The organism is Modestobacter sp. DSM 44400 (assembly GCF_900107175.1).
Classification (GTDB): Bacteria; Actinomycetota; Actinomycetes; order Mycobacteriales; family Geodermatophilaceae; genus Modestobacter.
Genome location: NZ_FNOZ01000002.1, coordinates 165717 through 191413 on the forward strand (window position 1 = coordinate 165717; position 25697 = coordinate 191413).

At 71.7% G+C, this 25697-nt stretch carries 18 protein-coding genes and 1 tRNA gene; 8 read left to right on the forward strand and 11 right to left on the reverse strand.

What is annotated here, in order from left to right; translation table 11 throughout:
* The first annotated feature begins 7 nt into the window (after positions 1-7).
* A complete protein-coding gene (locus BLW04_RS03170; protein ID WP_217630814.1) occupies positions 8-280 on the forward strand; it encodes a VOC family protein in 273 nt (90 codons plus the stop codon).
* A 149-nt stretch (positions 281-429) separates the two neighbouring features.
* Here BLW04_RS03170 and polA read toward each other — a convergent pair whose 3' ends face one another.
* The gene (polA, locus tag BLW04_RS03175) at positions 430-3201 is read right to left on the reverse strand and encodes a DNA polymerase I (RefSeq protein WP_091537358.1); all 2772 of its coding nucleotides are present in this window, start codon (positions 3199-3201) and stop codon (positions 430-432) included.
* 359 nt (positions 3202-3560) lie between these two features.
* On the opposite strand from polA, the gene BLW04_RS28005 reads away from it, so the two are divergent.
* The 5 genes from BLW04_RS28005 to BLW04_RS03200 all read left to right on the forward strand — a co-directional run bounded on the left by BLW04_RS28005 (position 3561) and on the right by BLW04_RS03200 (position 8241).
* Positions 3561-3740 (forward strand): PaaI family thioesterase, encoded by a 180-nt coding sequence (locus BLW04_RS28005; RefSeq protein WP_254781001.1) that lies wholly within the window; start codon positions 3561-3563, stop codon positions 3738-3740.
* Between the two features lie 209 nt (positions 3741-3949).
* Positions 3950-5323 (forward strand): branched-chain amino acid ABC transporter permease, encoded by a 1374-nt coding sequence (locus BLW04_RS03185; RefSeq protein ID WP_217630815.1) that lies wholly within the window; start codon positions 3950-3952, stop codon positions 5321-5323.
* 5 nt (positions 5324-5328) lie between these two features.
* Positions 5329-6327 (forward strand): branched-chain amino acid ABC transporter permease, encoded by a 999-nt coding sequence (locus tag BLW04_RS03190; RefSeq protein ID WP_091537241.1) that lies wholly within the window; start codon positions 5329-5331, stop codon positions 6325-6327.
* Positions 6317-7366, forward strand: a complete 1050-nt coding sequence (locus tag BLW04_RS03195; protein ID WP_091537243.1) for an ABC transporter ATP-binding protein — start codon at positions 6317-6319, stop codon at positions 7364-7366. Before BLW04_RS03190 ends, BLW04_RS03195 begins: the two co-directional genes overlap by 11 nt.
* Positions 7363-8241, forward strand: coding sequence for an ABC transporter ATP-binding protein (locus tag BLW04_RS03200; protein ID WP_217630816.1), 879 nt, complete (start codon positions 7363-7365; stop codon positions 8239-8241). The genes BLW04_RS03195 and BLW04_RS03200 overlap by 4 nt, the downstream gene beginning before the upstream one ends.
* A gap of 100 nt (positions 8242-8341) precedes the next feature.
* Here BLW04_RS03200 and BLW04_RS03205 read toward each other — a convergent pair whose 3' ends face one another.
* Positions 8342-9679, reverse strand: coding sequence for an ABC transporter substrate-binding protein (locus tag BLW04_RS03205; RefSeq protein WP_091537245.1), 1338 nt, complete (start codon positions 9677-9679; stop codon positions 8342-8344).
* A 261-nt stretch (positions 9680-9940) separates the two neighbouring features.
* The gene (locus tag BLW04_RS03210; RefSeq protein ID WP_091537248.1) at positions 9941-10528 is read right to left on the reverse strand and encodes an ANTAR domain-containing response regulator; all 588 of its coding nucleotides are present in this window, start codon (positions 10526-10528) and stop codon (positions 9941-9943) included.
* A 57-nt stretch (positions 10529-10585) separates the two neighbouring features.
* Between BLW04_RS03210 and BLW04_RS03215 the strand changes: the two genes are divergently transcribed.
* Positions 10586-10659: transfer RNA gene (locus tag BLW04_RS03215), tRNA-Leu, on the forward strand.
* Between the two features lie 139 nt (positions 10660-10798).
* Entirely contained in the window at positions 10799-12544 is a 1746-nt protein-coding gene (locus tag BLW04_RS03220) for a pyridoxal-dependent decarboxylase (protein WP_254781002.1), read from the forward strand.
* Here the strand turns inward: BLW04_RS03220 and BLW04_RS03225 are convergent.
* The 8 genes from BLW04_RS03225 to trpC all read right to left on the reverse strand — a co-directional run bounded on the left by BLW04_RS03225 (position 12530) and on the right by trpC (position 25597).
* On the reverse strand, positions 12530-13426 hold the full coding sequence (locus tag BLW04_RS03225) for an acyl-CoA thioesterase (RefSeq protein WP_091537251.1): 897 nt from the start codon (positions 13424-13426) through the stop codon (positions 12530-12532). The two genes, BLW04_RS03220 and BLW04_RS03225, sit on opposite strands and share 15 nt — an antisense overlap.
* Positions 13423-14841, reverse strand: coding sequence for a pyruvate kinase (gene pyk, locus BLW04_RS03230; protein WP_091537254.1), 1419 nt, complete (start codon positions 14839-14841; stop codon positions 13423-13425). The genes BLW04_RS03225 and pyk overlap by 4 nt, the downstream gene beginning before the upstream one ends.
* Positions 14842-14865: 24 nt before the next feature.
* On the reverse strand, positions 14866-16353 hold the full coding sequence (locus tag BLW04_RS03235) for a glutamate synthase subunit beta (protein WP_091537257.1): 1488 nt from the start codon (positions 16351-16353) through the stop codon (positions 14866-14868).
* 47 nt (positions 16354-16400) lie between these two features.
* On the reverse strand, positions 16401-21020 hold the full coding sequence (gene gltB, locus BLW04_RS03240; RefSeq protein WP_254781004.1) for a glutamate synthase large subunit: 4620 nt from the start codon (positions 21018-21020) through the stop codon (positions 16401-16403).
* Positions 21021-21506: 486 nt separating this feature from the next.
* Positions 21507-22535 carry a prolipoprotein diacylglyceryl transferase gene (gene lgt / locus BLW04_RS03245; RefSeq protein WP_217630817.1) on the reverse strand — a complete coding sequence of 343 codons (1029 nt, stop codon included), beginning with the start codon at positions 22533-22535 and terminating at the stop codon, positions 21507-21509.
* Entirely contained in the window at positions 22532-23332 is an 801-nt protein-coding gene (gene trpA, locus BLW04_RS03250) for a tryptophan synthase subunit alpha (protein ID WP_091537266.1), read from the reverse strand. The genes lgt and trpA overlap by 4 nt, the downstream gene beginning before the upstream one ends.
* Positions 23329-24681 (reverse strand): tryptophan synthase subunit beta, encoded by a 1353-nt coding sequence (gene trpB / locus BLW04_RS03255; protein WP_175483887.1) that lies wholly within the window; start codon positions 24679-24681, stop codon positions 23329-23331. Before trpB ends, trpA begins: the two co-directional genes overlap by 4 nt.
* A 106-nt stretch (positions 24682-24787) precedes the next feature.
* Positions 24788-25597, reverse strand: a complete 810-nt coding sequence (trpC, locus tag BLW04_RS03260; RefSeq protein WP_091537366.1) for an indole-3-glycerol phosphate synthase TrpC — start codon at positions 25595-25597, stop codon at positions 24788-24790.
* Positions 25598-25697: the final 100 nt, after the last annotated feature.

Below are 25697 nucleotides of genomic sequence, written 5' to 3' on the forward strand. Positions count from 1 at the left end.
GGCATCGGTGGGTGGAAGACGGTGCTGGTGCCCCCCGCACGGCGGCGCGGGCACCAAGATCGCACTGCAGCGGCACGAGACGACGCCCCAGGAGCATCCACGTCTGCACCTGGACCTGCACGTGGTGGACGCGGCCGAGCAGGAGTTCCGGACGGCGCGCCTGATCGCCCTCGGCGCCGAGCGCGTCGACTGGGACAGCTACCCGGACGACCCGGACCTCGTCGTCCTCGCAGACCCCGACGGCAATCGTTTCTGCATCGTCGACCTCAGCCACGGCTGAGCGCTACGGCTCCGCGACGGTCGGAAACGGCACCCGGCCGGGTGGACCGGTCGCGGGGGCCGGAGGCTCCCCGACCGGGACACGGGCAGCGGCTCCGCGCAACCGGGGGCCACGTGGCCGCGGTGCGATCCGTGAGGATCGCAATGCGCTCAGTGCGCGGCGTCGTCCCAGCTGGCGCCGAACCCGACGGAGACCTCGAGCGCCACCGACAGCTGCGCCGCCCCGGCCATCTCCCGGCGTACGAGCGCCTCCAGCTGCTCCCGCTCCCCCGGTGCCACCTCGAGCACGAGTTCGTCGTGCACCTGCAGGAGCATCCGCGAGTTCAGCCCCTCGGCGGCGATCGCCTTCTCCACGTTGAGCATGGCCACCTTGATGACGTCGGCTGCGGAGCCCTGGATGGGGGCGTTGAGCGCCATCCGCTCGGCCATCTCCCGGCGCTGCCGGTTGTCGCTGGTCAGGTCGGGCAGGTAGCGCCGCCGGCCCAGCGTCGTCTCGGTGTAGCCGCACTGCCGGGCGTCCTCGACCACGCCGTCGAGGTAGTCGCGGGTCCCGCCGAAGCGCTCGAAGTAGGCGTGCATCTGCCCGCGCGCCTCTTCCGGGGTGATCCGCAGCTGCTGGGCCAGACCGTAGGCGGACAGCCCGTAGGCCAGCCCGTAGCTCATCGCCTTGATCCGGCGGCGCATCTCCGGGTCGACCTGCTCGATGGGGATGCCGAAGGCCCGGGAGGCGACGAAGGAGTGCAGGTCCTCCCCCGAGGTGAAGGCCTCGATCAGCCCGGCGTCCTCGGACAGGTGCGCCATGATCCGCATCTCGATCTGGCTGTAGTCGGCGGTCATCAGCGACTCGTGGCCCGAGCCGACCACGAACGCCTGCCGGATCCGGCGCCCCTCGGCGGACCGGATCGGGATGTTCTGCAGGTTCGGGTCGGTCGAGGACAGCCGGCCGGTGGCCGCGATCGTCTGCTGGAACGTGGTGTGGATGCGCCCGGCGTCGTCGACCATCGGGATCAGGCCGTCGATGACGGTGCGCAGCCGCGTCACGTCGCGGTGCCGGAGCAGGTGCTCGAGGAACGGGTGGCCTGTCGAGGCCAGCAGGGCGGTCAGCGCGTCGGCGTCGGTGGTGTAGCCGGTCTTGTTCTTCTTCGTCTTCGGCAGGCCCAGCTCGTCGAACAGCACCGCCTGCAGCTGTTTGGGCGAGCCGAGGTTGATCTCCTTACCGATCACCGAGTAGCACTCCTGCGCGGCGTCGGCGACGCCGGCGGCGAACTCCTTCTGCAGCTCGTGCAGGAAGTCCAGGTCCGCGGCGATGCCCCGTCCCTCCATCGCGGCCAGCACGTGGGTCAGCGGCAGCTCGATCTCGCCGAGCAGGTGGTCACCACCGCGCTGGCCGAGCACCTGCTCGAGGGCGTCGGACAGGTCGTTGACCGCCACGGCCTTGAGGACGTCGGCGTGCCGTGCCTCGGCAGCGACGTCGTCCTCGCTGGGGCCCAGGCCGTCCAGGGTGAGCTGGGCCTCGGGTGCGGCGTCGTCCTTGAGCTCGCGCTTGAGGTAGCGCACCGCGAGGTCGCCCAGGTCGAAGGACCGCTGGCCCGGCATCGCCAGGTACGCGGCCAGCGCGGTGTCGCTGACCACGCCGGCAAGCTCCCAGCCGCGGGCGGCGACGGCCAGCAGCGGGCCCTTGACGTCATGCACCACCTTGGCGGCGTGCGGGTCGGCCAGCCAGGCGGCCAGCGCCTGCTCGTCCGCGGCGTCCAGGGCAGGGCCGAGGTCGACGAAGGTGGCGTGGTCGTTGGCCGCGGCCAGCGCCAGGCCGGTCAGCTCACCGGTGCCGCGGCCCCAGGTGCCGCGGAACACCACGCCGGTGTGCCCGGTGCGGGCGTGTGCGGCCAGCCAGTCGGCCAGGCCGCCGGCCGCGACGTCGTCCTGGGCCACGTCGAAGCCACCCTCGACCTCGGGTTCGGCGCTGGTGAGCGTGGCGAACAGCCGGTCCCGCAGCACCCGGAACTGCAGGTTGTCGAAGAGGGTGTGCACCTCGTTGCGGTCCCAGGCCTGGACGGCGAGCTGCGTGGGCTCCAATGGCAGCGGGACGGCGCGGTCGAGCTCGGTGAGCCGGCGGTTCTGCAGCACCGAGGACAGGTGCTCGCGCAGCTTCTCCCCGACCTTGCCCTTGACGGTGTCGACCTGGTCGACCAGCGCGTCCAGCGAGCCGTACTCCCGGACCCACTTGGCGGCGGTCTTCTCCCCCACGCTCGGGATGCTCGGCAGGTTGTCGCTGGGGTCGCCCCGCAGCGCCGCGAAGTCGGGGTACTGGGCGGGGGTCAACCCGTACTTGGTCTCCACCTCCTCGGGCGTGAACCGGGTGAGGTCGGAGACGCCCTTGCGCGGATAGAGCACCGTGACGTGCGGGTTGACCAGCTGCAGCGCATCGCGGTCACCGGTGCATATCAGCACGTCCATGCCGGCCTCGACGGCCTGCACGGTCAGGGTGGCGATGACGTCGTCGGCCTCGTAGCCCTCGGCGGTGAGCACCGGCACGTGCAGGGCGGCCAGCACCTCCTGGATGAGGCTGACCTGGCCGCGGAAGTCGGTCGGGCTCTCGGACCGGTTGGCCTTGTACTCGGCGTAGATCTCGCTGCGGAACGTCTTGCGCCCGACGTCGAAGGCGACGGCCAGGTGCGTGGGCTGCTCGTCGCGCAGCACGTTGATCAGCATCGAGGTGAAGCCGTACACCGCGTTGGTGGGCTGCCCGGTCGTCGTGGAGAAGTTCTCCACGGGGAGGGCGAAGAAGGCGCGGTAGGCCAGCGAGTGGCCGTCGAGCAACAGCAACCGCGGCCGCGGGCCGGCGGGGACGGCCGCCGGGTCGGCGGCAGGTTCGACCGCGGTGGCGGGGACGGGGGCGGGGGTGCTGACCGGAGCTGACATCACCGGCGATCCTAGGTGCGGGCACCGACGAACCCGGTGGCTACCGTGCCGTCCGTGACCGAGCTCGCGAGGTCACGCGAAGACACAGCACCCTGGGCGCGTGCCCGACGAGCGCGAGCGAGAAGGACACGTGACCAGCACCCGACCGGACTGGCTGCCGGCCGACGCGTTGAGCCCACTGGACGACAAGCTCGGCATCCGGATCACCGACTTCGATGCCGACCGGTTGGTCGCGACCATGCCCGTCGCCGGCAACGAACAGCCCTTCGGCCCGCTGCACGGCGGCGCGACCTGCGCGCTGGTCGAGACCATCGGCTCCTGGGCGGCGATGCTGCACGCCGGACCGGGGGGGTTCGGTCGTGGGCATCGAGCTGAACGCCAGCTACCTGCGCGCCGCGACCACCGGGGTGGTCACCGCGGTGTGCACCCCCGCCCGCCGGGGCCGGACGCTGGCCGCCTTCCACGTGGAGGTCAGCGACGAGCAGGGCCGGGCCACCGCCACCGCCCGGCCGACCTGCATGCTGCGCCGCGCCCGCTGAACCGGAGCCTGCCGGTCGTCGGGCCGGAGGTCGCCGGGCTGAAGGTCGCCGGGCTGGACTGCGCGCCGCCCCTGGCGGCGCGCCGGGACCGTCCGTCGTCGCCGGTTCACACCGGCGTGTCGCAGATGGGTCACGGTGTGTTCTTCACGGCCCGCTGTCGTCGGCACCGTGGGTTACTGTCCCGGCTCAACCAACGGCTGGGAGGTCGAGTGACCCACGCGCCACACCGTGCCCGTCGGCATGGTCGACGCACCACGACCGGGCAGCTGCTCGCGGCTGACCGGCCGGCTCCCGGCCGGTCGGGCCGCCGGCGCACCGGTCGGCGTCCGCTCGTCCTCAGCCTGCTCCTCGCCGCCTTCGCCATCGCCCTGGCCACCCTCGTCCCCGGCGTCGCCAACGCCGCTGGGGAGTCGGTCACCGGAACGCTGCAGACCAGCCGCAGCGGTCCGATCGAGGGCGTCCAGGTGACGGTGGAGACCGCCGCCGGCGCCGAGGTCGACTCGGCCGAGACCGACGCGGACGGACGCTTCGCCATCGACGTCCCGGGCCCCGGTGAGTACACCGTCACACTCAATGCCGGCGACCTGCCCGACGCCGTCCAGCTCGGGACCAACGGTGACACGGTCACCGTGACGGTCGGCCCGGGCCGGACCCAGCCGGTGCTCTTCGGCCTGGTCGACGGCAGCGCCAACTCCGGTGGCGGCACCATTCGAGCGGTCCAGCTGCTCGTCGACGGACTGCGGTTCGGGTTGCTGATAGCGATCTCCGCGGTCGGCCTGTCGTTGATCTTCGGCACCACCGGCCTGGTGAACTTCGCGCACGGCGAGCTGGTCACCATCGGCGCCATCATCGCGTGGTACGTCAACGTCCGCCTCGGAGTTCCGCTGATCCCGGCCGCGATCATCGCCATGGTCGGCGGAGGAGTGGTCGGTGCGCTCAACGAGCTGGGCATCTGGCGGCCGCTGCGTCGCCGCGGCACCGGCCTGGTCGCCGCGCTGGTCGTGTCCATCGGCCTCTCGCTGGTACTGCGGTACGGCATTCAGATCGTCTACGGCGGGTCGTCCAACCCTTACGGCGACTACCAGAGCCAGCGGGCGGTCTCCTACGGGGTCTTCACGATGACCAACCGGTCGCTGGCCTCGATCATCATCTCGATCGTCGTGCTGCTGCTGGTCGCACTCATGCTGCAGCGGACCAGGATCGGCAAGGCGATGCGCGCGGTGTCGGACAACCGGGACCTGGCCGCCTCTTCGGGCATCGACGTCAACCGGGTCATCCTGTTCGTCTGGGTGATGGGCGGGGCGCTGGCCACCCTGGGCGGCGTCCTGCTCGGCCTGTCGGACCAGGTGCAGTGGGACATGGGATTCCGGCTGCTCCTGCTGATGTTCGCCGGGGTCACCCTGGGCGGTCTCGGCACCGCCTATGGGGCCCTGGTCGGCAGCGTCATCGTCGGTGTGTTCGTCCAGATGTCGACGCTCGTCATTCCGGACGACATGAAGTACGTCGGAGGGCTGTTCCTCTTGATCGTCATCCTCGTCATCCGCCCCCAGGGGATCCTGGGCAGCCGGGCCCGGATCGGCTGACCGCGATGTCGGACCTCCTCAACGCGTTCGCGATCGCCGGAAAGGCGTTCTTCGGTTTCCAGGCGATCTTCTTCGCACTCCTCGCCGTCGGCCTCAACGTCCACTTCGGCTACACGGGCCTGCTGAACTTCGGGCAGATCGCCTTCGCCATGGTGGGCGGGTTCGGCATCGCCATCTCGGTGAGCCAGTGGGGATTGCCGTTCTGGGTCGGCGTGCTGGTCGGCATCCTGGCCGCCGTCGTCCTGGCCCTGCTGCTGGGCCTGCCCACGCTGCGGCTGCGCGCCGACTACCTGGCGATCGTCACTATCGCCATGTCCGAGGGACTGCGCCTGGTCTTCCGGTCGGTGTCGGCAACGCCGGTCACCGGCGGCACCCGTGGGCTGTCGGCGTTCAACGGCGACTTCATCGCACTGGCACCCTGGGACACCCAGCACCGCTACCACATCCTGGGCACGACGTGGAGCGGCGGAGAGCTGTGGGTGGCGCTGGTCGGCTGGGTGCTGGTGACGCTGTTCAGCCTGCTCGTCTGGCAGCTCATGCGCAGTCCCTGGGGCCGGGTGGTCAAGGCCATCCGGGAGGACGAGGACGCGGTCCGCGCGCTGGGCAAGAACGTCTACGCCTACAAGATGCAGGCGCTGGTGCTGGGTGGAGTGATCGGCGCCTTCGGAGGCATGGTCTACGCGGTCAACACCGGCTCGGCCATCCCGGACCAGTACCAGAGCGCCAACACCTTCCTGGCCTACGCCGCACTCATCCTCGGCGGAGCCGCCCGGGTGCTCGGCCCGGTCATCGGATCGATGATCCTGCTGTTCATCCTCCAGTTCGCCGACACCGGTCTGCGAGCGATGATCTCCAACGGCGTGATCCCGTCGGAACTGCTGTCCTCGACCGACGTGGCGCAGATCCGCTTCGTCCTCGTCGGGATCGGGCTCATGCTGTTGCTGGTCTTCCGGCCCCAGGGGATCTTCGGTGACCGACGAGAGGTGATGCTCGATGCCCGCTGAGCCCGCGGCCCATGGCGCGCACGCGGCACGGCCCGACGAACCGCCCGCCGGCTCCGCACCGGCTTCCGCCGGTACGGAGAAAGCCGCTCCGCGGCGGCTGGCGCAGGCAGCCCTGCGCGACCTTCCCTGGGAGATCGGGGTCGCCAAGCCCGACCCGACGGTCGTCGTCGACGGGGTCACCCGCACCTTCGGTGGTCTGACCGCCGTGTCGGTCGACCACCTGGAGATCCAGCGCGGCGGCATCACCGGGCTGATCGGGCCCAACGGCGCCGGCAAGACCACGTTGTTCAACCTGCTCACCGGTTTCGACCAGCCCGACACCGGCACCTGGTCGTTCGACGGCCGGTCACTGGGCAAGCTGTCGCCGCACCAGGTGGCCCGGCTCGGGGTCGTGCGCACCTTCCAGCTCACCAAGGCGCTGTCCCGGCTCACCGTGCTGCAGAACATGCTGCTGGGCGCTCAGGGACAGCGGGGCGAGAGCTTCCTGCGCGCACTGGTCCCCGGTACCTGGCGACGCCAGGAGACCGAGAACACCGAGAAGGCGATGGAGCTGCTACAGCGCTTCAAGCTGGATGCCAAGTCGGACGACTTCGCCGGCATTCTCTCCGGTGGTCAGCGCAAGCTGCTGGAGATGGCCCGGGCCCTGATGAGCGACCCGCAGGTCGTCATGCTCGACGAGCCGATGGCCGGGGTCAACCCTGCGCTGACGCAGAGCCTGCTCGGGCACGTCAAGGACCTCCGTGAGGAGGGCATGACGGTGATCTTCGTCGAGCACGACATGGACGTCGTGCGCGACATCAGCGACTGGGTCGTGGTCATGGCCGCCGGCCGGATCATCGCCGAGGGGCCGCCGGAATCGATCAGCCAGAACAAGGCGGTCGTCGACGCCTATCTCGGCGCCCACCACGACGCGCCGCTGACGGTCGACGACGAGGACCGGGTGCTCGCCGAGGCCGAGGCCTCGATCGCCCGCGAGGGCCACCCGGACCAGGGCGTCATCAGCTCCGACCGACCCCATCCGAGAAGGACGGACCGATGAGCACTCTGGACGACCCGGCCAGCGAAGACCCCATGTTCCAGCGGGACTCCGGGCAGGGTCCGGCGACGGAAGGCGGCCCGGCAGAGCCGGCCGCCGAGCTCTCCCCCGCCGAGAAGGCAGCCACCCGCCAGGAGCACGTCCGCCTCGCCGAGGGCGCGCTGGTGCGTGCCGATGACCTGGTCGCCGGCTACGTGCCCGGGGTCGACATCCTGCGCGGATGTGACTTCTACCTGCAGGACGGCGAGCTGGTCGGGATCATCGGCCCCAATGGGGCCGGCAAGTCCACCCTGCTCAAGGCGCTGTTCGGGCTCATCCCGGTGCGCTCCGGTGCGGTGACGCTGCGCGGGGAGGACATCACCTCTGCGCCGGCGCACCGACTGGTCTCTCTGGGCGTCGGGTACGTGCCGCAGAACAACAACGTGTTCCCCTCCCTCACCATCGAGGAGAACATGCAGATGGGGGTCTACCTGCGGCCCAAGACGTTCAAGGAGCGCTTCGACTACGTCATCGACCTCTTCCCGCTGTTGGGGGAACGCCGCAAGGGTAAGGCCGGGTCGCTCTCCGGCGGCGAGCGGCAGATGGTGGCGATGGGTCGGGCCCTGATGATGGAGCCGTCGGTGCTGCTCCTCGACGAGCCGTCCGCGGGCCTGTCGCCGGCCTATCAGGACGAGGTGTTCATCCGTTGCCGCCGGATCAACGCCACAGGGGTCTCGATCATCATGGTGGAGCAGAACGCCCGCCGGTGCCTGCAGATCTGCGACCGGGGTTATGTGCTCGACCAGGGCCGCAACGCTTACACCGACACCGGCCGGTCGCTCATGAACGACCCGAAGGTCATCGAGCTCTATCTGGGCACGCTGGCGAAGGCGCAGTAACCCGGTTCGCCCGGCGCAACGACACCGCGGCCCGGCCTCCCCGACGGGGAGACCGGGCCGCGGTGTCGGAACGGGTCTGCTCAGGCAGGATCTCAGCGCATCAGCGCTGGGGGCCGACTCCCTGTGCGTTGAGGCTCTGGATGATCCGCGAGGACTCCTCGAAACCGATGACCACGATGGCGTCCGGGTTGAACTGGGCCATCTGCTGCACCTCGGAGTCGAAGTTGGCCGCCTGCGGGTCGTAGATCACGGTCTTCACCGACTCCTCGGGCAGACCGTCGGCGACCAGGTTGTTCTTGAGGTTCTCGGCCAGCCCGGTGCCGTAGGGGTCGTTGAGCGCCAGGATCCCGACGGTGTTGTTGCCGTCCTGCTCGATGAGGTCGGCCAGTGCCCGGGCCTGCAGGACGTCCGGGGGCGCGGTGCGGAAGTACAGCCCCTTGTCGTCGTAGGTCGTGAACTGGTCGGAGGTGTTTGCCGGGGAGAACTCCAGGACACCGGCGCCGGTGATCTTGTTGATCACGGTCAGGCTCACCCCGGAGGACGCCGCACCGATGATCGCGTTCACCCCCTGCTGCAGCTCACGGTCGACCGTCTGGCTGGCGGTGTCGGTGGAGGCGTCGCCGGAGTCACCCTCGACCAGCTGCACCGGGTTGCCCAGCACTCCACCGGCGGCGTTGATGTCCTGGATGGCCAGCTGGGACCCGGCGACCTCGGGTGGGCCGAGGAAGGCCAGGTTGCCGGTCAGCGGCAGCAGCGTCCCGATCACCAACGGCGCGCCCGTCGTCCCGGGGGCGGCCGGCGCCGGACCCTCGTTGCTGGCCGCGTTCGCCTCGTCCCCGGCGATGACGAACTCGGTCTTCGAGTCGTCGATCGTGTTGTCCATGCCGAACTGCTCGATGCCGAAGCTCGCCTGCGCCGGCTCGCCCGGCTCCGAGAAGCTCAGCGGACCGCTGACGCCGTCGTAGTCCGGGTTCCCCCCGTTCGCGATGATCTTCATGCAATCGGCGAAGCTCGTGCAGGTCTCGCCGCCGAAGGTCACGCCATTGACGTAAGGCCCGAAGACGGTGGCCTGGTTGCTGCCGGCCAGCTGAGCGGCGAGTGCCGTCGTGACGATCGCGTCGTACGTCTCACCGGCGTAGTTGAAGTCCTTCAACTCGGGGTTGATCGTCTTCAGGCGGTCCTTGAAGTCGCCCGACAGGTCGGTGAGCGGCAGCGTGCCCTTCATGCCGGCGAGCGAGCCCTGCTGGTCGAAGTCCTCGCCGAGCGCGTTGCCCATGTTCCCGTCGACGCCGTAGACGTTGACCTGCTTCTCAGCGCTCGCGTCGCTGCTGCTGCTGCTGCCGGCGTCGCTGCCCGAGTCGCTGCCGCCGCAGGCGGTCAGCGCGAGCAGGGCGGTCCCGGAGACTGCGACCGCGCGGGCGAAGGTGCCATTGCGCATAAAGTGACTCCCAGTGTGGATTGCGTAGCCACCAGCCACCGGCAGACAACACCGCCGGTCGGGTGGCCGATCAGTGCCAGGAACCTAACCGTTGGGTCGAAGGCCCGGCCCACCCTCGGGTGCACCGTGATGAGGTCGTGACCAACGCGAACCCACCTCCGGTGCAGGAGCGGAACGGCTACGTCGTGCTGACAAGCACAGGGAAGTTGGCCTTCGGCCCCCTCCGACGGATGGCTCCGCGATTCGTCGGCGGGCCTCTGCCTACGAGTCGGCGGTCTGGGTGTCCAGGATCGCCTGGGCCAGTGCCTTCATCGACGTCCGCTCGTTCATCGCGGTGCGCTGGATCCAGCGGAACGCCTCGGCCTCGGTCATGCCCCGCTCGCTCATCAGCCGGCCCTTGGCCTGTTCGACGACCTTGCGGGCATCCAGGCGCTCCTTGAGGTCGCCGACCTCCGCGTCCAGCGCGGTCATCTCCAGGAACCGGCCGCGGGCCACCTCGATGGCGGGCACCAGGTCGTTCTTGGAGAACGGCTTGACCAGGTAGGCCATCGCCCCGGCGTCGCGGGCCCGCTCGACCAGCTCACGCTGGCTGAAGGCGGTCAGCACGATCACCGGCGCGATGCGCGCGGCGGCGATCTGCTCGGCGGCGGAGATGCCGTCGAGGACCGGCATCTGGACGTCGAGGATGACGAGGTCCGGGCGCAGCGCCGTCGCCTGCTCGACGGCGGCCTGACCGTCGCCGACCTCGGCCACGACGACGTACCCCTCCTCCTCCAGCATCTCCTTGAGGTCGAGGCGGATGAGAGCCTCGTCTTCGGCGATGAGAACACGGATCGGCTCGCTGCTCACGGGGCAGAGCCTAGCGACTGAAGGGCGCGGCCCACCTGCCGATAGTCTGACCGGCGAGCCCCCGTACCCCAATCGGCAGAGGGAGCGGATTCAAAACCCGCGCAGTGTGCGTTCGAGTCGCACCGGGGGCACGACGACATCGCGATCCTGCGGACCGCACCGCGGCCAGGTGTCGTCCCCCGGTCACGCGGAGCCGCTGCGTCGCGGCTGCGCGGGACCCTCCGGGCCCCACTCGCCACGACAGGACCTGGCAGTCAATACGGTGGCCTCGTGACCGGCCACATGACCCCCGACCAGTTCCGGCAGCACGGCCACGAGGTCGTCGACTGGATCGCCGACTACTGGGCCCGGGTCGGGACCCTCCCCGTCCGCTCCCAGGTCTCCCCCGGCGACGTCCGCGCCGCACTGCCGCCCGAGGCCCCGGAGCAGGGCGAGCCGTTCTCCGCCGTCCTGGCCGACCTGGACCGGGTCGTGCTGCCCGGGGTGACCCACTGGCAGCACCCGGGCTTCTTCGGCTACTTCCCGGCCAACACCTCCGGCCCGTCGGTGCTCGGCGACCTGGTCTCCGCCGGCCTCGGCGTGCAGGGCATGTCCTGGGTCACCAGCCCGGCGGCGACCGAGCTCGAGCAGCACGTGCTGGACTGGTTCGCCAACCTGCTCGGCCTGCCCGCGGCGTTCCGATCCACGGGCACCGGCGGCGGCGTCGTCCAGGACTCGAGCTCCGGGGCGAACCTGGTGGCACTCCTCGCGGCGCTGCACCGGGCCAGCCGCGGAGCGACGGTGCGCGGCGGCGTCCGCCCGGACGAGTACACGGTGTACGTCTCCGCCGAGACCCACTCCTCGATGGAGAAGGCGGTGCGGATCGCCGGCCTGGGCAGCGACGCGGTGCGCATCGTCGAGGTGGACGGCGACCTGGCCATGCGCCCGAGCGCGCTCGCCGCCCGGCTGGAGCGCGACGTCGACCGCGGTTTCGTTCCGGTGCTGGTGTGCGCCACGGTCGGGACGACGTCGACCACGGCCGTGGACCCGCTGGCCGAGCTCGGACCCATCTGCCAGCGGTACGGCGTGTGGCTGCACGTGGACGCTGCCTACGCCGGGGTGAGCGCCGTCGTCCCGGAGCTTCGGCCGCTACAGGGGGGCGTGGAGTGGGCGGACAGCTACACCACCGACGCCCACAAGTGGCTGCTCACCGGGTTCGACGCCACGCTCTTCTGGGTCGCGGACCGGGCCGCGCTCACCGGGGCCCTGGCCATCCTGCCCGAGTACCTGCGCAACTCAGCCACCGATGCCGGTGCAGTGGTCGACTACCGCGACTGGCAGATCGAGCTCGGCCGCCGCTTCCGCGCGCTGAAGCTGTGGTTCGTCGTCCGCTGGTACGGCGCCGAGGGGCTGCGCGAGCACGTCCGCAGCGGTGTCGCGCTGGCCCAGGAGCTGGCCGGCTGGGCCGCGGCCGACGACCGGTTCGACGTCGTCACCCCGCACCCGCTGTCACTGGTCTGCCTGAAGCCCCGCTGGGCCACGGAGGTGGACGCCGACGTCGCCACGATGACCCTGCTCGAGCGGCTCAACGACGGCGGTGAGGTCTTCCTCACCCACACGACGGTCGGCGGCTCGACGGTCCTGCGAGTCGCGGTGGGCACGCCCACGACCACCCGCGAGCACGTGGCGCGGCTCTGGACTCTGCTGCGCGAGGCGCACGACTGGCTGGCCAACGACTTCGCCGAGCAGCTGGTGGAGCGCAAGGCCGCCGAGCAGGCCGCACAGGCGGCCGCGGAAGCGAAGGCCGAGGAAGCGGAGGCGGCCAAGGCAGCGAAAGCGGCCGCAGCCGAGGCTGCCGCGGCGGTCGCCCTGGTGGCCGAAGCCGAGGCCACCGAGGAAGCCGCCGCGGAGGACGTCGTCGCCGAGGACCCGACGGGCGCCGGGCCCCGGCAGGCCGAGCCCGGCGACGAGCCCACGGCCGACGAAGCGGCCGGGTCCGCAGCTGCCGAGGAGCCGGAGCGCTCAGTCGCCGAGTGATCGGAGGAGCCCCTCCTGGGCCGTCGTCGCCACGTGCGTGCCGTCGGCGGCCCACACCTGGCCGAAGCACAGCGCCCGCCCACTGGCCGCCGCCGGGCTGTCGGTCTCGTAGAGGAACCACTCGTCGGCCCGAACCGGCCGGTGGAACCACACCGTGTGGTCCAGGCTGGCGCCCACCGTGCCCCCGCCCCAGCCGCCGCCCATCCGGGCCAGCCCGGCCGAGAGCAACGTCAGGTCGCTGACGAATGTGAGCGCCGCGGCGTGCACGGCGTCGTCGTCGGGCAGCCGGCCGGCGACCCGGAACCAGCCGCGCGAGGAGGTGTCCGGCGGCACCCGCGGCTCGGGGTCGAAGGGGTCGGACAGGTACCGCTGCTCGACCACCCGCCGCATCACCCGCATGCCGTTGCTGGCCCCGGGGTGCGCGGCGACGACTTCGCCCAGGCCGGGCAGCCCCTCCGGGCCGGGCACGTCGGGCATCGGCAGGGAGTGCTCGACGACGGCGCGCTCGCCGGCATGGAAGTCCGCGGTCAGTGCGAAGATCGCGACGTCCTCCCCCAGGCGGGTCTGGTGCGCCAGCACCCGCCGGGTGCTGAACGACCGCCCCTCCCGGATCCGCTCCACCTGGTAGCGGATCTCCTCGTGCGGGTCACCGGGGCGCAGGAAGTAGGAGTGCAGCGAGTGCACCGCCCGCTCCAGTGTCACGGTCGCGCTGGCCGCGGTGAGGGCCTGCGCGGCGACCTGCCCGCCGAAGATCCGCTGTTGCGGCGTCGTGGGCGTGGTCCCGACGAACAGGTCCGGCGCTCGCTCCTCCAGTTCCAGGACGTTCAGCAGCTCCGCGGCCGGGGACCCGGGGAACCCTCGTGAGCTCGCAGGCCCGCTCACGCGTCGGTGCCCACCTCGTGGACCCGCACCAGGTTGGTCGAGCCGGCCGTGTTGGGCGGGCTGCCGGCGACGACGACGACCCGGTCGCCCTCCTTGAGCCGCCCGATGGAAAGCAGCGAGAAGTCGACCTGCCGGACCATGTCGTCGGTGTGCGTCACCTCGGGGACGATGAAGGTCTCCACGCCCCAGGACAGCGCCAGCCGGCTGCGCACCCGGGCGTCGGTGGTGAACGCCAGGATCGGCAGCCGGGTGTGCAGCGAGGCCAGCCGCTGGGCGGTGGTCCCGGTCGAGGTGAACGCGGCCAGTGCGGCGACGCTCTCCATCTGCTCGCCGATCTCCTTGGCCGCCCGGACGATCGCCCCGGAGCGCGAGCGGGAGGCCCGCTTGATCTCGGGAACACGGACCTCGTCGGACTCGACGGCGTCGATGATCCGCTCCATGGTGCGCACCGCCGCGATCGGGAACTTCCCGACCGAGGTCTCCCCCGACAGCATGACCGCGTCCGCGCCGTCCAGGACGGCGTTGGCCACGTCGGAGGCCTCGGCCCGGGTGGGCCGGGAGGCCTCGATCATCGACTCGAGCATCTGGGTGGCCACGATGACGGGCTTGTTGCGCTCGCGGGCGGCCTGCACGGCCCGCTTCTGCACCAGCGGCACCTGCTCCAGCGGCAACTCCACCCCGAGATCGCCACGGGCGACCATGATCCCGTCGAAGGCCTCCACGATGGCCTCCAGGTTCTCCACCGCCTCGGGCTTCTCCAGCTTGGCGATGACCGGGACCTCGACGTCCTCCTGGCGCATGATCTCCCGCACCAGGCCGGCGTCGCGGGGGTGCCGGACGAACGAGAGCGCCACGAAGTCGACCGACAGCGACAGCGCGAAGCGCAGGTCCGCGGCGTCCTTCTCCGACAGGGCCGGCACGCTGACGGCGACGCCGGGCAGCGAGAGCCCCTTGTTGTTGGACACCTGACCGCCCTCGAGCACCAGGCACCAGACGTTCGGGCCCTCGACGTCGACGACGGTCAGCGCCAGCTTGCCGTCGTCGACCAGCAGCCGGTCACCGACGCGGACGTCGTTGGCGAGGTCCTTGTAGGTCGTGGACACCCGCTCGGCCGTGCCCTCGACGTCCTCGACGGTGACGCACACCCGGCTGCCGGTGGCCCAGGTGACCGGCCCGTCAGCGAACGTGCCGAGCCGGATTTTGGGGCCCTGGAGGTCGGCCAGCACGGCCACAGCCCGACCGACCTTGTCCGAGGCCTCACGAACCATGCGGTAGGCGGCCTCGTGGTCGGCATGCTTTCCGTGGCTGAAGTTGAGCCGGGCGACGTCCATCCCGGACTCGACCAGGGCGGTGATCTGCTCCAGAGAGCCGGTCGCCGGCCCCAACGTGCATACGATCTTGGCGCGGCGAGACATGGGGATGAACCTATCGGGTGCGGCTCAGCGCAGCGGCACGGCTGTGGGCGTCACCGGCCGGGGCAGCATCGAGTTGCCGGTCAGCCAGTTGTCGACCGCGCCGGCCGCGGCACGCCCCTCCGAGATCGCCCACACGATGAGCGACTGGCCACGCCCCATGTCGCCGCTCACGAAGACGCCGGGCACGGTGGTCATGAACTCCGCGTCGCGGACGACGTTGCCGCGCCCGTCGACCTCGGTCCCCAGCCCGTCGACCAGACCCTCGCGCTGCGCGCCGGTGAAGCCCATGGCCAGCAGCACCAGGTCGGCCGGCAGCTCGCGGTCGGTGCCCTCGACCTTCTGGAACCGCCCGTCGACCATCTCCACGTCGTGCACCAGCAGCGCCCGGACGTTGCCGTCCTCGTCGCCGAGGAAGCGTTCGGTGTTGATCGAGTACAGGCGCTCGCCGCCCTCCTCGTGGGCACTGGAGACCCGCAGGATCATCGGATAGGTCGGCCACGGATTGCGCTCACCGCGCGTGTCCGGCGGCACCGGCATGATCTCCAGCTGCGCGACCGAGGCCGCGCCCTGCCGGTGCGAGGTGCCCAGGCAGTCCGCGCCGGTGTCGCCGCCGCCGATGATCACCACGTGCTTGCCCGCCGCGCTGATCGGGGGATCGTCGAGCTGGCCGAGGGCCTGCAGGTTGCCGTAGGGCAGGAACTCCATGGCCAGGTGGACGCCGCCCAGCTCCCGGCCGGGGACGGTGAGGTCCCGGCCGACGGTCGCGCCGCCGGCGAGGACGACGGCGTCAAAGCCGCCGCGCAGCTGCTCGACCGACAGGTCGTCGGGCCCGGAGCCACCGACCTCGACACCGGAAACGAACCGGGTGCCCTCGGCGCGCATCTGGTCCAGGCGTCGGTCCAGGTAGCGCTTCTCCATCTTGAACTCGGGGATGCCGTAGCGGAGCAGCCCGCCGATGGCATCGGCGCGCTCGTAGACGGTCACCTCGTGCCCGGCCCGGGTCAGCTGCTGGGCAGCGGCCAGCCCGGCCGGCCCGGAGCCGACGACGGAGACCTTCTTGCCGGTGAGCTCCTGGGGCGGCTGCGGGGTGACCCAGCCGTTGGCGAATGCCTGGTCGATGATCTCGAACTCGATCTGCTTGATGGTGACCGGCGCGTCCTGCAGGTTCAGCACGCAGGCGCCCTCGCACGGCGCCGGGCACAGTTTCCCGGTGAACTCGGGGAAGTTGTTGGTCGCGTGCAGCCGCTCGATGGCCTCCCGCCAGTCGTCGCGGCGCGCCAGGTCGTTCCACTCGGGGATCAGGTTGCCCAGCGGGCAGCCGTGGTGGCAGAACGGGATCCCGCAGTCCATGCAGCGGGCCGCCTGCTCCCGCACCGCGGCGACCGGGAAGACGGCGTCCTCGCCGTTCTCGCGGTCGAGGTAGACGTCCTTCCAGTCCAGCAGCCGCAGATCTACCGGCCGCCGCGGCGGCATCTGGCGGTCGTACTTCAAGAATCCGGTGGAGTCAGCCACGGAAGGCCTCCTTCATGTGCGGAGCGGGACGGGGCACGACCGTGCGCTCAGCCACGTGCGGCCTCCATCACAGCTCGGTCGACGTCGTAACCCGCGGCTTCGGCGGCACGCCGGGCCTCCATCGCGCGGCGGTAGTCACGCGGCATGATCACGCTGAACCGCTCGGACCACCGGCCCCAGTCGGCCAGCAGCGCACCGGCCACCGTGGACCCGGTCTCCGCGGCGTACCGGCTGAGCACGCCGCGAAGCCACGACGAGGACTCCGCGTCCAGCGCCTCGATGTCGACCATCTCGCTGTTGACCCGATGTCGGGCCAGGTCCAGCACGTAGCCGATGCCCCCGGACATGCCGGCGGCGATGTTGCGCCCGGTCGGGCCGAGGATGACCGCGGACCCGCCGGTCATGTACTCCAGCGCGTGGTCGCCGACTCCCTCGACGACGGCCAGCGCACCGGAGTTGCGCACGCAGAACCGCTCGCCGACCCGGCCGCGGAGGAACACCTCGCCGGCGGTCGCGCCGTAGCCGATGACGTTGCCGGCGATGACGGCGTCCTCGGCGGCGAAGGTGGCCTCCAGCGCCGGGCGGACGACGATCCGGCCGCCGGACAGGCCCTTGCCGACGTAGTCGTTGGCGTCGCCGAGCAGCGTCATGGTGATGCCGCGCGGCAGGAACGCACCGAAGGACTGCCCCGCCGACCCCTCGAAGGTCAGGTCGATAGTGCCGTCGGGCAGGCCCTCGCCACCGAAGCGCCGGGTGACCATCGAGCCCAGCATCGTGCCCACGGTGCGGTTCACGTTGCGCACCGGCAGCTGCAGGCTAACCGGCCGGGCGTCGAGCAGCGCGCCCTCGCAGAGCTGGATCAGCGTCTGGTCGAGGGCGACGTCCAGGCCGTGGTCCTGCGCCCGGACCCGGTGACGCGGCGCACCCTCGGGCAGCTCCGGGACGACCAGCAGCTTGGACAGGTCCAGCCCCCGGGCCTTCCAGTGGTCGACCGCGGTGCGGGTCCCCAGCATCTCGGCGTGCCCGACGGCCTCCTCGATCGATCGGAAGCCCAGCTCGGCGAGGTAGCCGCGCACCTGCTCGGCGAGGAACTCGAAGAAGGTGACCACGAACTCCGGCCGGCCGGTGAACCGTTTGCGCAGCTCGGGGTTCTGCGTGGCCACCCCGACCGGGCAGGTGTCCAGGTGGCAGACGCGCATCATGATGCAGCCGCTGACCACCAGCGGTGCGGTGGCGAAGCCGAACTCCTCGGCGCCGAGCAGCGCGGCGACGACGACGTCCCGGCCGGTCTTGAGCTGCCCGTCGACCTGCACCGTGATCTGGTCCCGCAGGCCGTTGGCCAGCAGCGTCTGCTGCGTCTCGGCCAGGCCGAGCTCCCACGGGGAGCCGGCGTGCTTGAGCGAGGTCAGCGGTGCCGCCCCCGTGCCGCCGTCGTGCCCGGAGATCAGGACGACGTCGGCATGGGCCTTGCTGACCCCGGCCGCGACCGTGCCGACGCCGACCTCGGCGACCAGCTTGACGTTGATCCGCGCCTCGTCGTTGGCGTTCTTGAGGTCGTGGATGAGCTGCTTGAGGTCCTCGATCGAGTAGATGTCGTGGTGCGGCGGCGGGCTGATCAGCCCGACGCCCGGGGTGGAGTGCCGGGTGCGGGCCACCCACGGGTACACCTTGCCGCCGGGCAGCTGGCCGCCCTCCCCGGGCTTCGCGCCCTGCGCCATCTTGATCTGGATGTCATCGGCGTTGACCAGGTACTCGCTGGTGACACCGAACCGGCCGCTGGCCACCTGCTTGATCGACGAGCGCCGCAGGTCGCCGTTCTCGTCCCGGACGAAGCGGTCGGGGTCCTCCCCGCCCTCCCCGGTGTTCGACTTGCCGCCCAGCCGGTTCATCGCGATGGCGAGGGTCTCGTGCGCCTCCTGGGAGATCGAGCCGTAGCTCATCGCCCCGGTCTGGAAGCGCTTGACGATCTCGCTGATCGATTCCACCTCCTCCAGCGGCACCGGCGGCCGCGCCCCGGTCCTGAGGGTGAACAGCCCGCGCAGCGTCGCGGCGTCCGCGGAGAGCGCGTCGACGGTGTCGGTGTAGCGCTGGAAGACGTCGAACTGCCGGGATCGGGTGGCGTGCTGGAGCAGGAACACCGTCTCCGGGTTGAACAGGTGCACCTCCCCCTCGCGGCGCCACTGGTACTCCCCGCCGGTCTCCAGCCGGCGGTGCGCCCGCTCGGTCGGGTTGTCCGGGTAGGCCCGGCGATGGCGCATGGCAACCTCCTCGGCGAGGACGTCGATGCCGACGCCGCCCATCGGGGCCGAGGTGCCGGTGAAGTACTCGTCGACGAGGTCCTGGGACAGCCCGACGGCCTCGAAGATCTGCGCCATCGTGTACGAGCCGACGGTGCTGATGCCCATCTTGCTCATGACCTTCAGGACGCCCTTGCCCAGCGCCTTGACCATGTTCCGCACGGCCTGGGCCGGCTGGACGCCGGTGAGCGAGCCGTCGCGGATGAGGTCCTCGATGGACTCGAAGGCCAGGTAGGGGTTGACCGCGGCCGCGCCGTAGCCGAGCAGCAGCGCGACGTGGTGCACCTCGCGGCAGTCGCCGGACTCGACTACCAGACCGACCTCCATCCGGGTGCGCTCACGCACCAGGTGGTGGTGGACGGCGGCGGTCATGAGCAGCGAGGGGATCGGCGCGCGCTTCTCGTCGCAGTCCCGGTCGGACAGCACGATGACGCGGGCGCCGGCCGCGATGGCCTTGCTGACCTTGGTCCGCAGCTCCTCGAGTGCCCGGGTCAGTGCGGCGCCCCCGCCGGTCACGTCGAAGTGGCCGGTGATCCGGACGGCGGCGAAGCCGGGCAGGTCGCCGTCGTCGTCGATGTGCAGGATCTTGGCGAGCTCGTCGTTGTCGATGACCGGATAGGGCAGGAAGACCTGGCGACAGGACGCCGCGGTCGCCTGCAGCAGGTTCTGCTCAGGTCCGAAGGTGCGCCCCAGGCTGGTCACCAGCTCCTCGCGGATGGCGTCCAGCGGCGGGTTGGTCACCTGGGCGAACAGCTGCCCAAAGTAGTCGTAGAGCTGCCGCGACCGGTCCGACAGGGCCGCCACCGGGGTGTCGGTACCCATCGAACCGATCGGCTCGGCCCCGGACGACGCCATCGGGGTGAGCAGGATGCGCAGCTCCTCCTCGGTGTAGCCGAACAGCTGCTGCCGGCGGACGACGGATTCGTGGCTGGGCCGCGCGCGCCGCCGCTCGGGCAGGGTCGGGAGGTGCACCAGCCCGGCGTGCAGCCAGTCGTCGTAGGGGAGCTCGGCGGCCAGCGACCCCTTGACCTCCTCGTCGGAGACGATCCGACCCGCCGCGGTGTCGACCAGGAACATTCGGCCCGGCTGCAGCCGACCCTTGGCGACGACGTCGCCGGCCGGGATCTCCAGCACGCCGGTCTCGCTGGCCAGCACCACCATGTCGTCCTTGGTCCGCCACCAGCGGCCCGGGCGCAGCCCGTTGCGGTCCAGGACGGCACCGATCAGCGAGCCGTCGGTGAACGCGACACAGGCCGGGCCGTCCCAGGGCTCCATGATCGAGGAGTGGTACCGGTAGAAGGACCGCCGGGCGGCGTCCATCTCCTCGTGGTTCTCCCACGCCTCCGGGATCATCATCAGCACCGCGTGCGGCAGGGACCGGCCGGACAGGTGCAGCAGCTCCAGCACCTCGTCGAAGGTCGCCGAGTCGCTGAAGTCGCTGGCGGTGACCGGGAAGATCCGCTCCAGTCCGAGCTCGCTGGCTAGGCCGGCGGGGCCGTCGAAGAGCTCGGTGTGCAGCTGGGCCTCGCGGGCGCGCATCCGGTTGCGGTTGCCCTTGATGGTGTTGATCTCGCCGTTGTGAGCGATGAACCGGAACGGGTGTGCCAGCGGCCAGCTCGGGAAGGTGTTGGTGGAGAAACGGCTGTGCACCAGCGCGATCGCCGACTCGTAGCGCTCGTCGCGCAGGTCGGGGAAGAACGCGGGCAGCTGGTCGGTGGTCAGCATGCCCTTGTAGGTCACCGTCCGGGAGGACAGCGAGGCGATGTAGCAGTTGCTCCCGGCGTCCCGGGCGGCGCGCTCGGTCCGCTTGCGCAGCACGAAGGCGCGCCGCTCCAGCCGGGTCACCCCGTGGTGGGCGGCGTTGCCGCCGAAGGCGGCGGCGTCGGCGCGGGCGCCGATGGTCTCGGCGACGAACAGCTGGGCGAAGTGCGGCATGACCGCGCGGGCGGTGGGGCCGAGGTCGGCGCCGTCGGGGTCGACGGGGAGCTCGCGCCAGCCCAGGACCGCGAGGCCCTCCTCGGCGGCGAGCCGGGCGACGGCGTCGACCACGCCGGTGCGCTCGGTGTCGTCGGTCGGCAGGAAGGCGATGCCAACGGCGTACTCGCCCATCGGCGGCAGGTCGAAGCCGACGCTGGCGCGCAAAAGCCCGTCGGGGACCTGGGTGAGGATGCCCGCGCCGTCACCGGAGTTCGGCTCGGAGCCCGCGGCACCCCGATGGTCCAGGTTGTGCAGCGCGGTCAGGCCGGCAGCCACGATGGCCCGCGAGCGCCGGCCCCGGGCGTCGGCGACGAAGGCCACGCCACAGGCGTCGTGCTCGTTGGCGGGGTCGTACAGGCCCGAGGCCGCGGGGAACGCCGAGAAGGAAGGCATCCGCGCAGGCAGCCCCGGCCGGTCGGAGGGCGCTGGGTTCTCCGGCGCGCAGGCGGGGGAAGAGAGGTCAGGCATGTCACTCCCGTCGTCGGCTGGCCGCGGCGTCCGCTCGCCGGCCCCGCGTCGGGGGCTGAGAGGGCCGCTGGTGCGGGGGGCGTGCGCCCCGCCGGGTGGTCGAAGTGGTGCAGGGTGTTCGGGACCGATTCTCAGGACCGGATGAGGTCCGACGGGTCGGGCAACGCGCGGCCGGCGGCACGTCCGTCCCGGCCTGATTCCGATTCCGCGCCCCGCGCGAGCGGGTGGCCGCGGGGCTGGTCGTGCGCGGGGCGTCACTGGCCCGGTCCGATGTCGCCGGCCGGCCCAGGATCACTGGTCGGCCGCGATGAGCGTACACAGACCGCCACCTCCGCGACATGTCCACGTGGTGTCGCGCGCGTCTCGCTCAGTGGACTCGCGGCCCCTCCCCCGGTGCTCCCGGATCGGTGTTCAGTCCGCCGGACGGGACCGGCGAGCTGGGTCACCGGCGTCCTCACCGGCCGAGGTCCCCGGTGACGTGTCGTCCAGGGCGGGAGTGGCGTCCAGGGCGGGAGTGGCGTCCGGAGCGGGAGTGGCGTCCGGAGCGGGAGTGGTGGCTGGCGCCGCCCCCGGCGTCCCCGTCCGGGCCGCCGCCGCACCGCGGGTGATCACCTCGCGGGGCCGCCCGCGCTGCCAGAACAGGGCGGCGACGGCGGCCAGGCCGACCACGATCGAGGTGAACACGTTCAGCCGCAGCCCCAGGAAGTGCTCGGCGGTGTCGATGCGCAGCATTTCGATCCACACCCGGCCGGCGCAGTAGGCGGCGACGTAGAGGGCGAAGGCCCGGCCGTGGGACAGCCGGAAGCGGCGGTCGGCCCAGACCACCAGCGCCGCGACCCCGAGGTCCCACAGCAGCTCGTAGAGGAAGGTGGGGTGGAAGGTGCCCAGCACCAGGGCGACGCCGTTCTCGTCGGTCAGCGCCCGCCCGGCCGAGGCGTCCCACCGGTGCACGGTCAGTGCCCACGGCAGGTCGGTGGCCCGGCCGTAGAGCTCGTTGTTGAACCAGTTGCCCAGCCGGCCGACCGCCTGGGCGACGACGATGCCGGGAGCGATGGCATCGGCGTAGGCCGGCAGCGGGATGCCCCGGCGCCGGCAGGCGATCCAGGCCCCCACCGCCCCCAGCGCGATGGCGCCCCAGATGCCCAGGCCGCCCTCCCAGATGGCGAAGGCCCGCAGCGGGTCACCGTTCTCGCCGAAGTAGGGCTCCGGCGTGGTGATCACGTGGTAGATGCGGCCGCCCACGATGCCGAAGGGCACCGCCCAGACGGCGATGTCCAGCACATCGCCGGGGGCGCCCCCGCGGGCCAGCCAGCGCCGCTCACCGATCCAGCAGGCCAGCACGATGCCCGCGATGATGCACAACGCGTAGGCGCGCACCGGGAAGGGCCCGAGGTCCCAGACGCCCTGCGTGGGGCTGGGGATCGCGGCGAGGACCATCATGCCCGCACCCCCGGCCGGCGGACGCCCTCGGCCAGCTCGGCGGAGAGAGCACGCGCACCCTCGGCGCCCTGGCCCTCCAGCATCCGCCGCACGTAGGCCGAGCCGACGATGACCCCGTCGGCAAAGGAGGCCACCTCAGCGGCCTGGTCGGCGTTGGAGACGCCCAGGCCGACGCAGATGGGCAGGTCGCCGGAGACCAGGCGGGTGCGGGCCACCAGCTCGCCCGCGGCCGCGCCGACGACCGCTCGGGTTCCGGTCACGCCCATGGTGGAGGCGGCGTACACGAAGCCGCGGCAGGCGGCGACGGTGGCGGCCAGCCGGGCGTCGGTGGAGGACGGGGCGACCAGGAAGACCCGGTCCAGCCCGGTGCGGTCGGTGGCCGCGAGCCAGGGGGCGGCCTCGTCGGGGATCAGGTCGGGGGTGATGACCCCCGCCCCCCCGGCGGCGGCCAGGTCGTCGGCGAACTGGTCGACCCCGTAGCGCTCGATCGGGTTCCAGTAGCTCATCACCAGCGGCACGGCGCCGGCAGCGGCCACGGCCGCCACCGCCGGCAGGACGTCGGGCAGACCGCGCCCGGCCCGGACCGCGACGTCCATCGCCTCCTGGATGACCGGCCCCTCCATCCCGGGGTCGGAGTACGGCACGCCGACCTCGATGATGTCGGCGCCACCCTCGACCGCGGCCACCATCGCCTCGATCGAGGCGTCGACGTCGGGATAGCCGACCGGCAGGTAGGCGATCAGGGCCGCGCGCCCCTCGGCGCGGGCGGCGAAGATCCGGTCCTGGAGTGCGCTCATGCCTGCTCCTCCGCGTCCTGGCCGGCCACGGCCTCGCCGCTGGTGACCGCGCCCTCGGTGGGCTGCTGGTCGGTGTCCAGCCCCGGGCCGGGGTCGGCGCCCCGGCCGGCCTCGACGGCGCGGTCGTCGGCGTCGGTGGGTGCAGGGTGCCCACCGAGGCCGAACCAGGCGCTCGCCGTCTCGACGTCCTTGTCGCCGCGGCCGGAGAGGTTGACCAGCAGCAGGGCGTCCGGCCCCAGCTCCCGGCCCACCTTCATCGCCCCGGCCAGGGCGTGCGCGGACTCGATGGCCGGGATGATGCCCTCGGTGCGGCACAGCAGTGCGAAGGCCTCCATGGCCTCGGCATCGGTGACCGGCCGGTACTCCGCGCGGCCCAGATCGTGCAGGTAGGAGTGCTCCGGGCCGACGCCGGGGTAGTCCAGGCCGGCGGAGATCGAGTGCGACTCGATGGTCTGACCGTTGTCGTCCTGCAGCAGGTAGGAGCGGGCGCCGTGCAGCACGCCGGGGTCGCCGCCGGTGATCGTGGCCGCGTGCCGACCGGTCTCCACACCGTCGCCACCGGCCTCCAGGCCGACGAGCCGGACGCCGTTGTCGGGCACGAAGGCGGTGAAGATGCCGATCGCGTTGGAGCCGCCGCCGACGCAGGCCAGCACGACATCGGGGAGCCGGTCGCAGCGCTCGAGCACCTGTTCGCGGGCCTCGTCGCCGATCACCCGCTGGAAGTCCCGGACCATCGCCGGGAACGGGTGCGGGCCGGCGACCGTGCCGAACACGTAGTTGGTGGTCTCCACGTTGGTCACCCAGTCGCGGAACGCCTCGTTGATGGCGTCCTTCAGGGTGCGGGAGCCGGTGGTCACCGGGATGACCTCGGCACCCAACAGCCGCATTCGGGCGACGTTGAGCGCCTGGCGGCGGGTGTCCTCCTCGCCCATGTAGACGGTGCAGGACAACCCCATCAGCGCCGCGGCGGTCGCGGTCGCCACCCCGTGCTGCCCGGCGCCGGTCTCGGCGATGACCCGCGGCTTGCCGATCCGCTTGGTCAGCAGCGCCTGGCCTAGCACGTTGTTGATCTTGTGCGAGCCGGTGTGGTTAAGATCCTCACGCTTGAGCAGCACCCGGGCGCCGCCACAGTGCTCGGCGAACTTCGGGACGTCGGTGAGCGGGCTGGGCCGGCCGGTGTAGTCGCGCTGCAGGCGGGCGAACTCCGCAAGGAAGGCCGGGTCGACCCGCATGGCCTCGTAGGCAGCGGTCAACTCGTCGAGGGCCGCGATCAGCGCCTCAGGCACGAACCGGCCGCCGTAGGGGCCGAAGTGCCCGGTCGCGTCCGGCCACTCCGGACGCACCGGCAGGTCTCGAACGCCGACAGAGCCGTCAGTTGCCGGAGGGTGCAGAGCGGTCACGCCCTCCAGTGTGGCGCTCCCTCCGACAATTCCTGCGCGCGGGTCGCGCGGCGGGTCAGCGCGTCGGGCGCGGGGTGGCCGGGTGGGACCCGGCAGTGACGAGGTCGGCGACCGCCTGGCGCGGGTCGCCGGCGGTGACCAGCCCCTCGCCCACCAGCACGGCGTCGGCTCCCGCGCCGGCGTAGCTGATCAGGTCGTGCGGGCCCCGGACGCCGGACTCGGCGACCTTGACCACATCGGTGGGCAGGCCGGGCGCGATCCGCTCGAAGGTCGACCGATCGACGTCCAGGGTGGTCAGGTCGCGGGCGTTGACCCCGACGATGACGGCCCCGGCGGAGAGCGCGCGGTCGGCCTCCTCCTCGGTGTGCACCTCGACCAGGGCGTTCATTCCGAGGGACTCGACCCGCTCGAGCAGCCCGGTCAGGGCGTTCTGCTCCAGCGCGGCGACGATGAGCAGCACGAGGTCGGCGCCGTGCGCCCGGGCCTCGTGCACCTGGTAGCTGCTGACCACGAAGTCCTTGCACAGCACCGGTACCTCGACCGCGGCGCGGACGGCGGCCAGGTCGGCGTGCGAGCCGCCGAACCGGCGGCCCTCGGTGAGGACGCTGATGACCCGGGCTCCCCCGGCGGCGTACTGCCCGGCCAGCGAGGCGGGGTCGGCGATGTCGGCGAGCGGGCCCCTGGAGGGACTGCGGCGCTTGACCTCGGCGATGACACCGACGCCGGGGGCGCGCAGAGCGGCCAGCGCGTCGAGCGCGGGACGGGCGTCGGCGGCCACGGCCTGCACCTCGGCCAGCGGGGTGGCGGACTGCCGGGCGGCGACGTCCTCGCGGACGCCGACAAGGATGTCATCGAGGACGCTCATGAGCTCCACTCGCTGCTCGTCACAGGCGGTACCGACTCGAGAACGAACCCCACATGATGTGTCACCGGCACGTCCCCTCACCAGTCGGATCGGTTCTGAT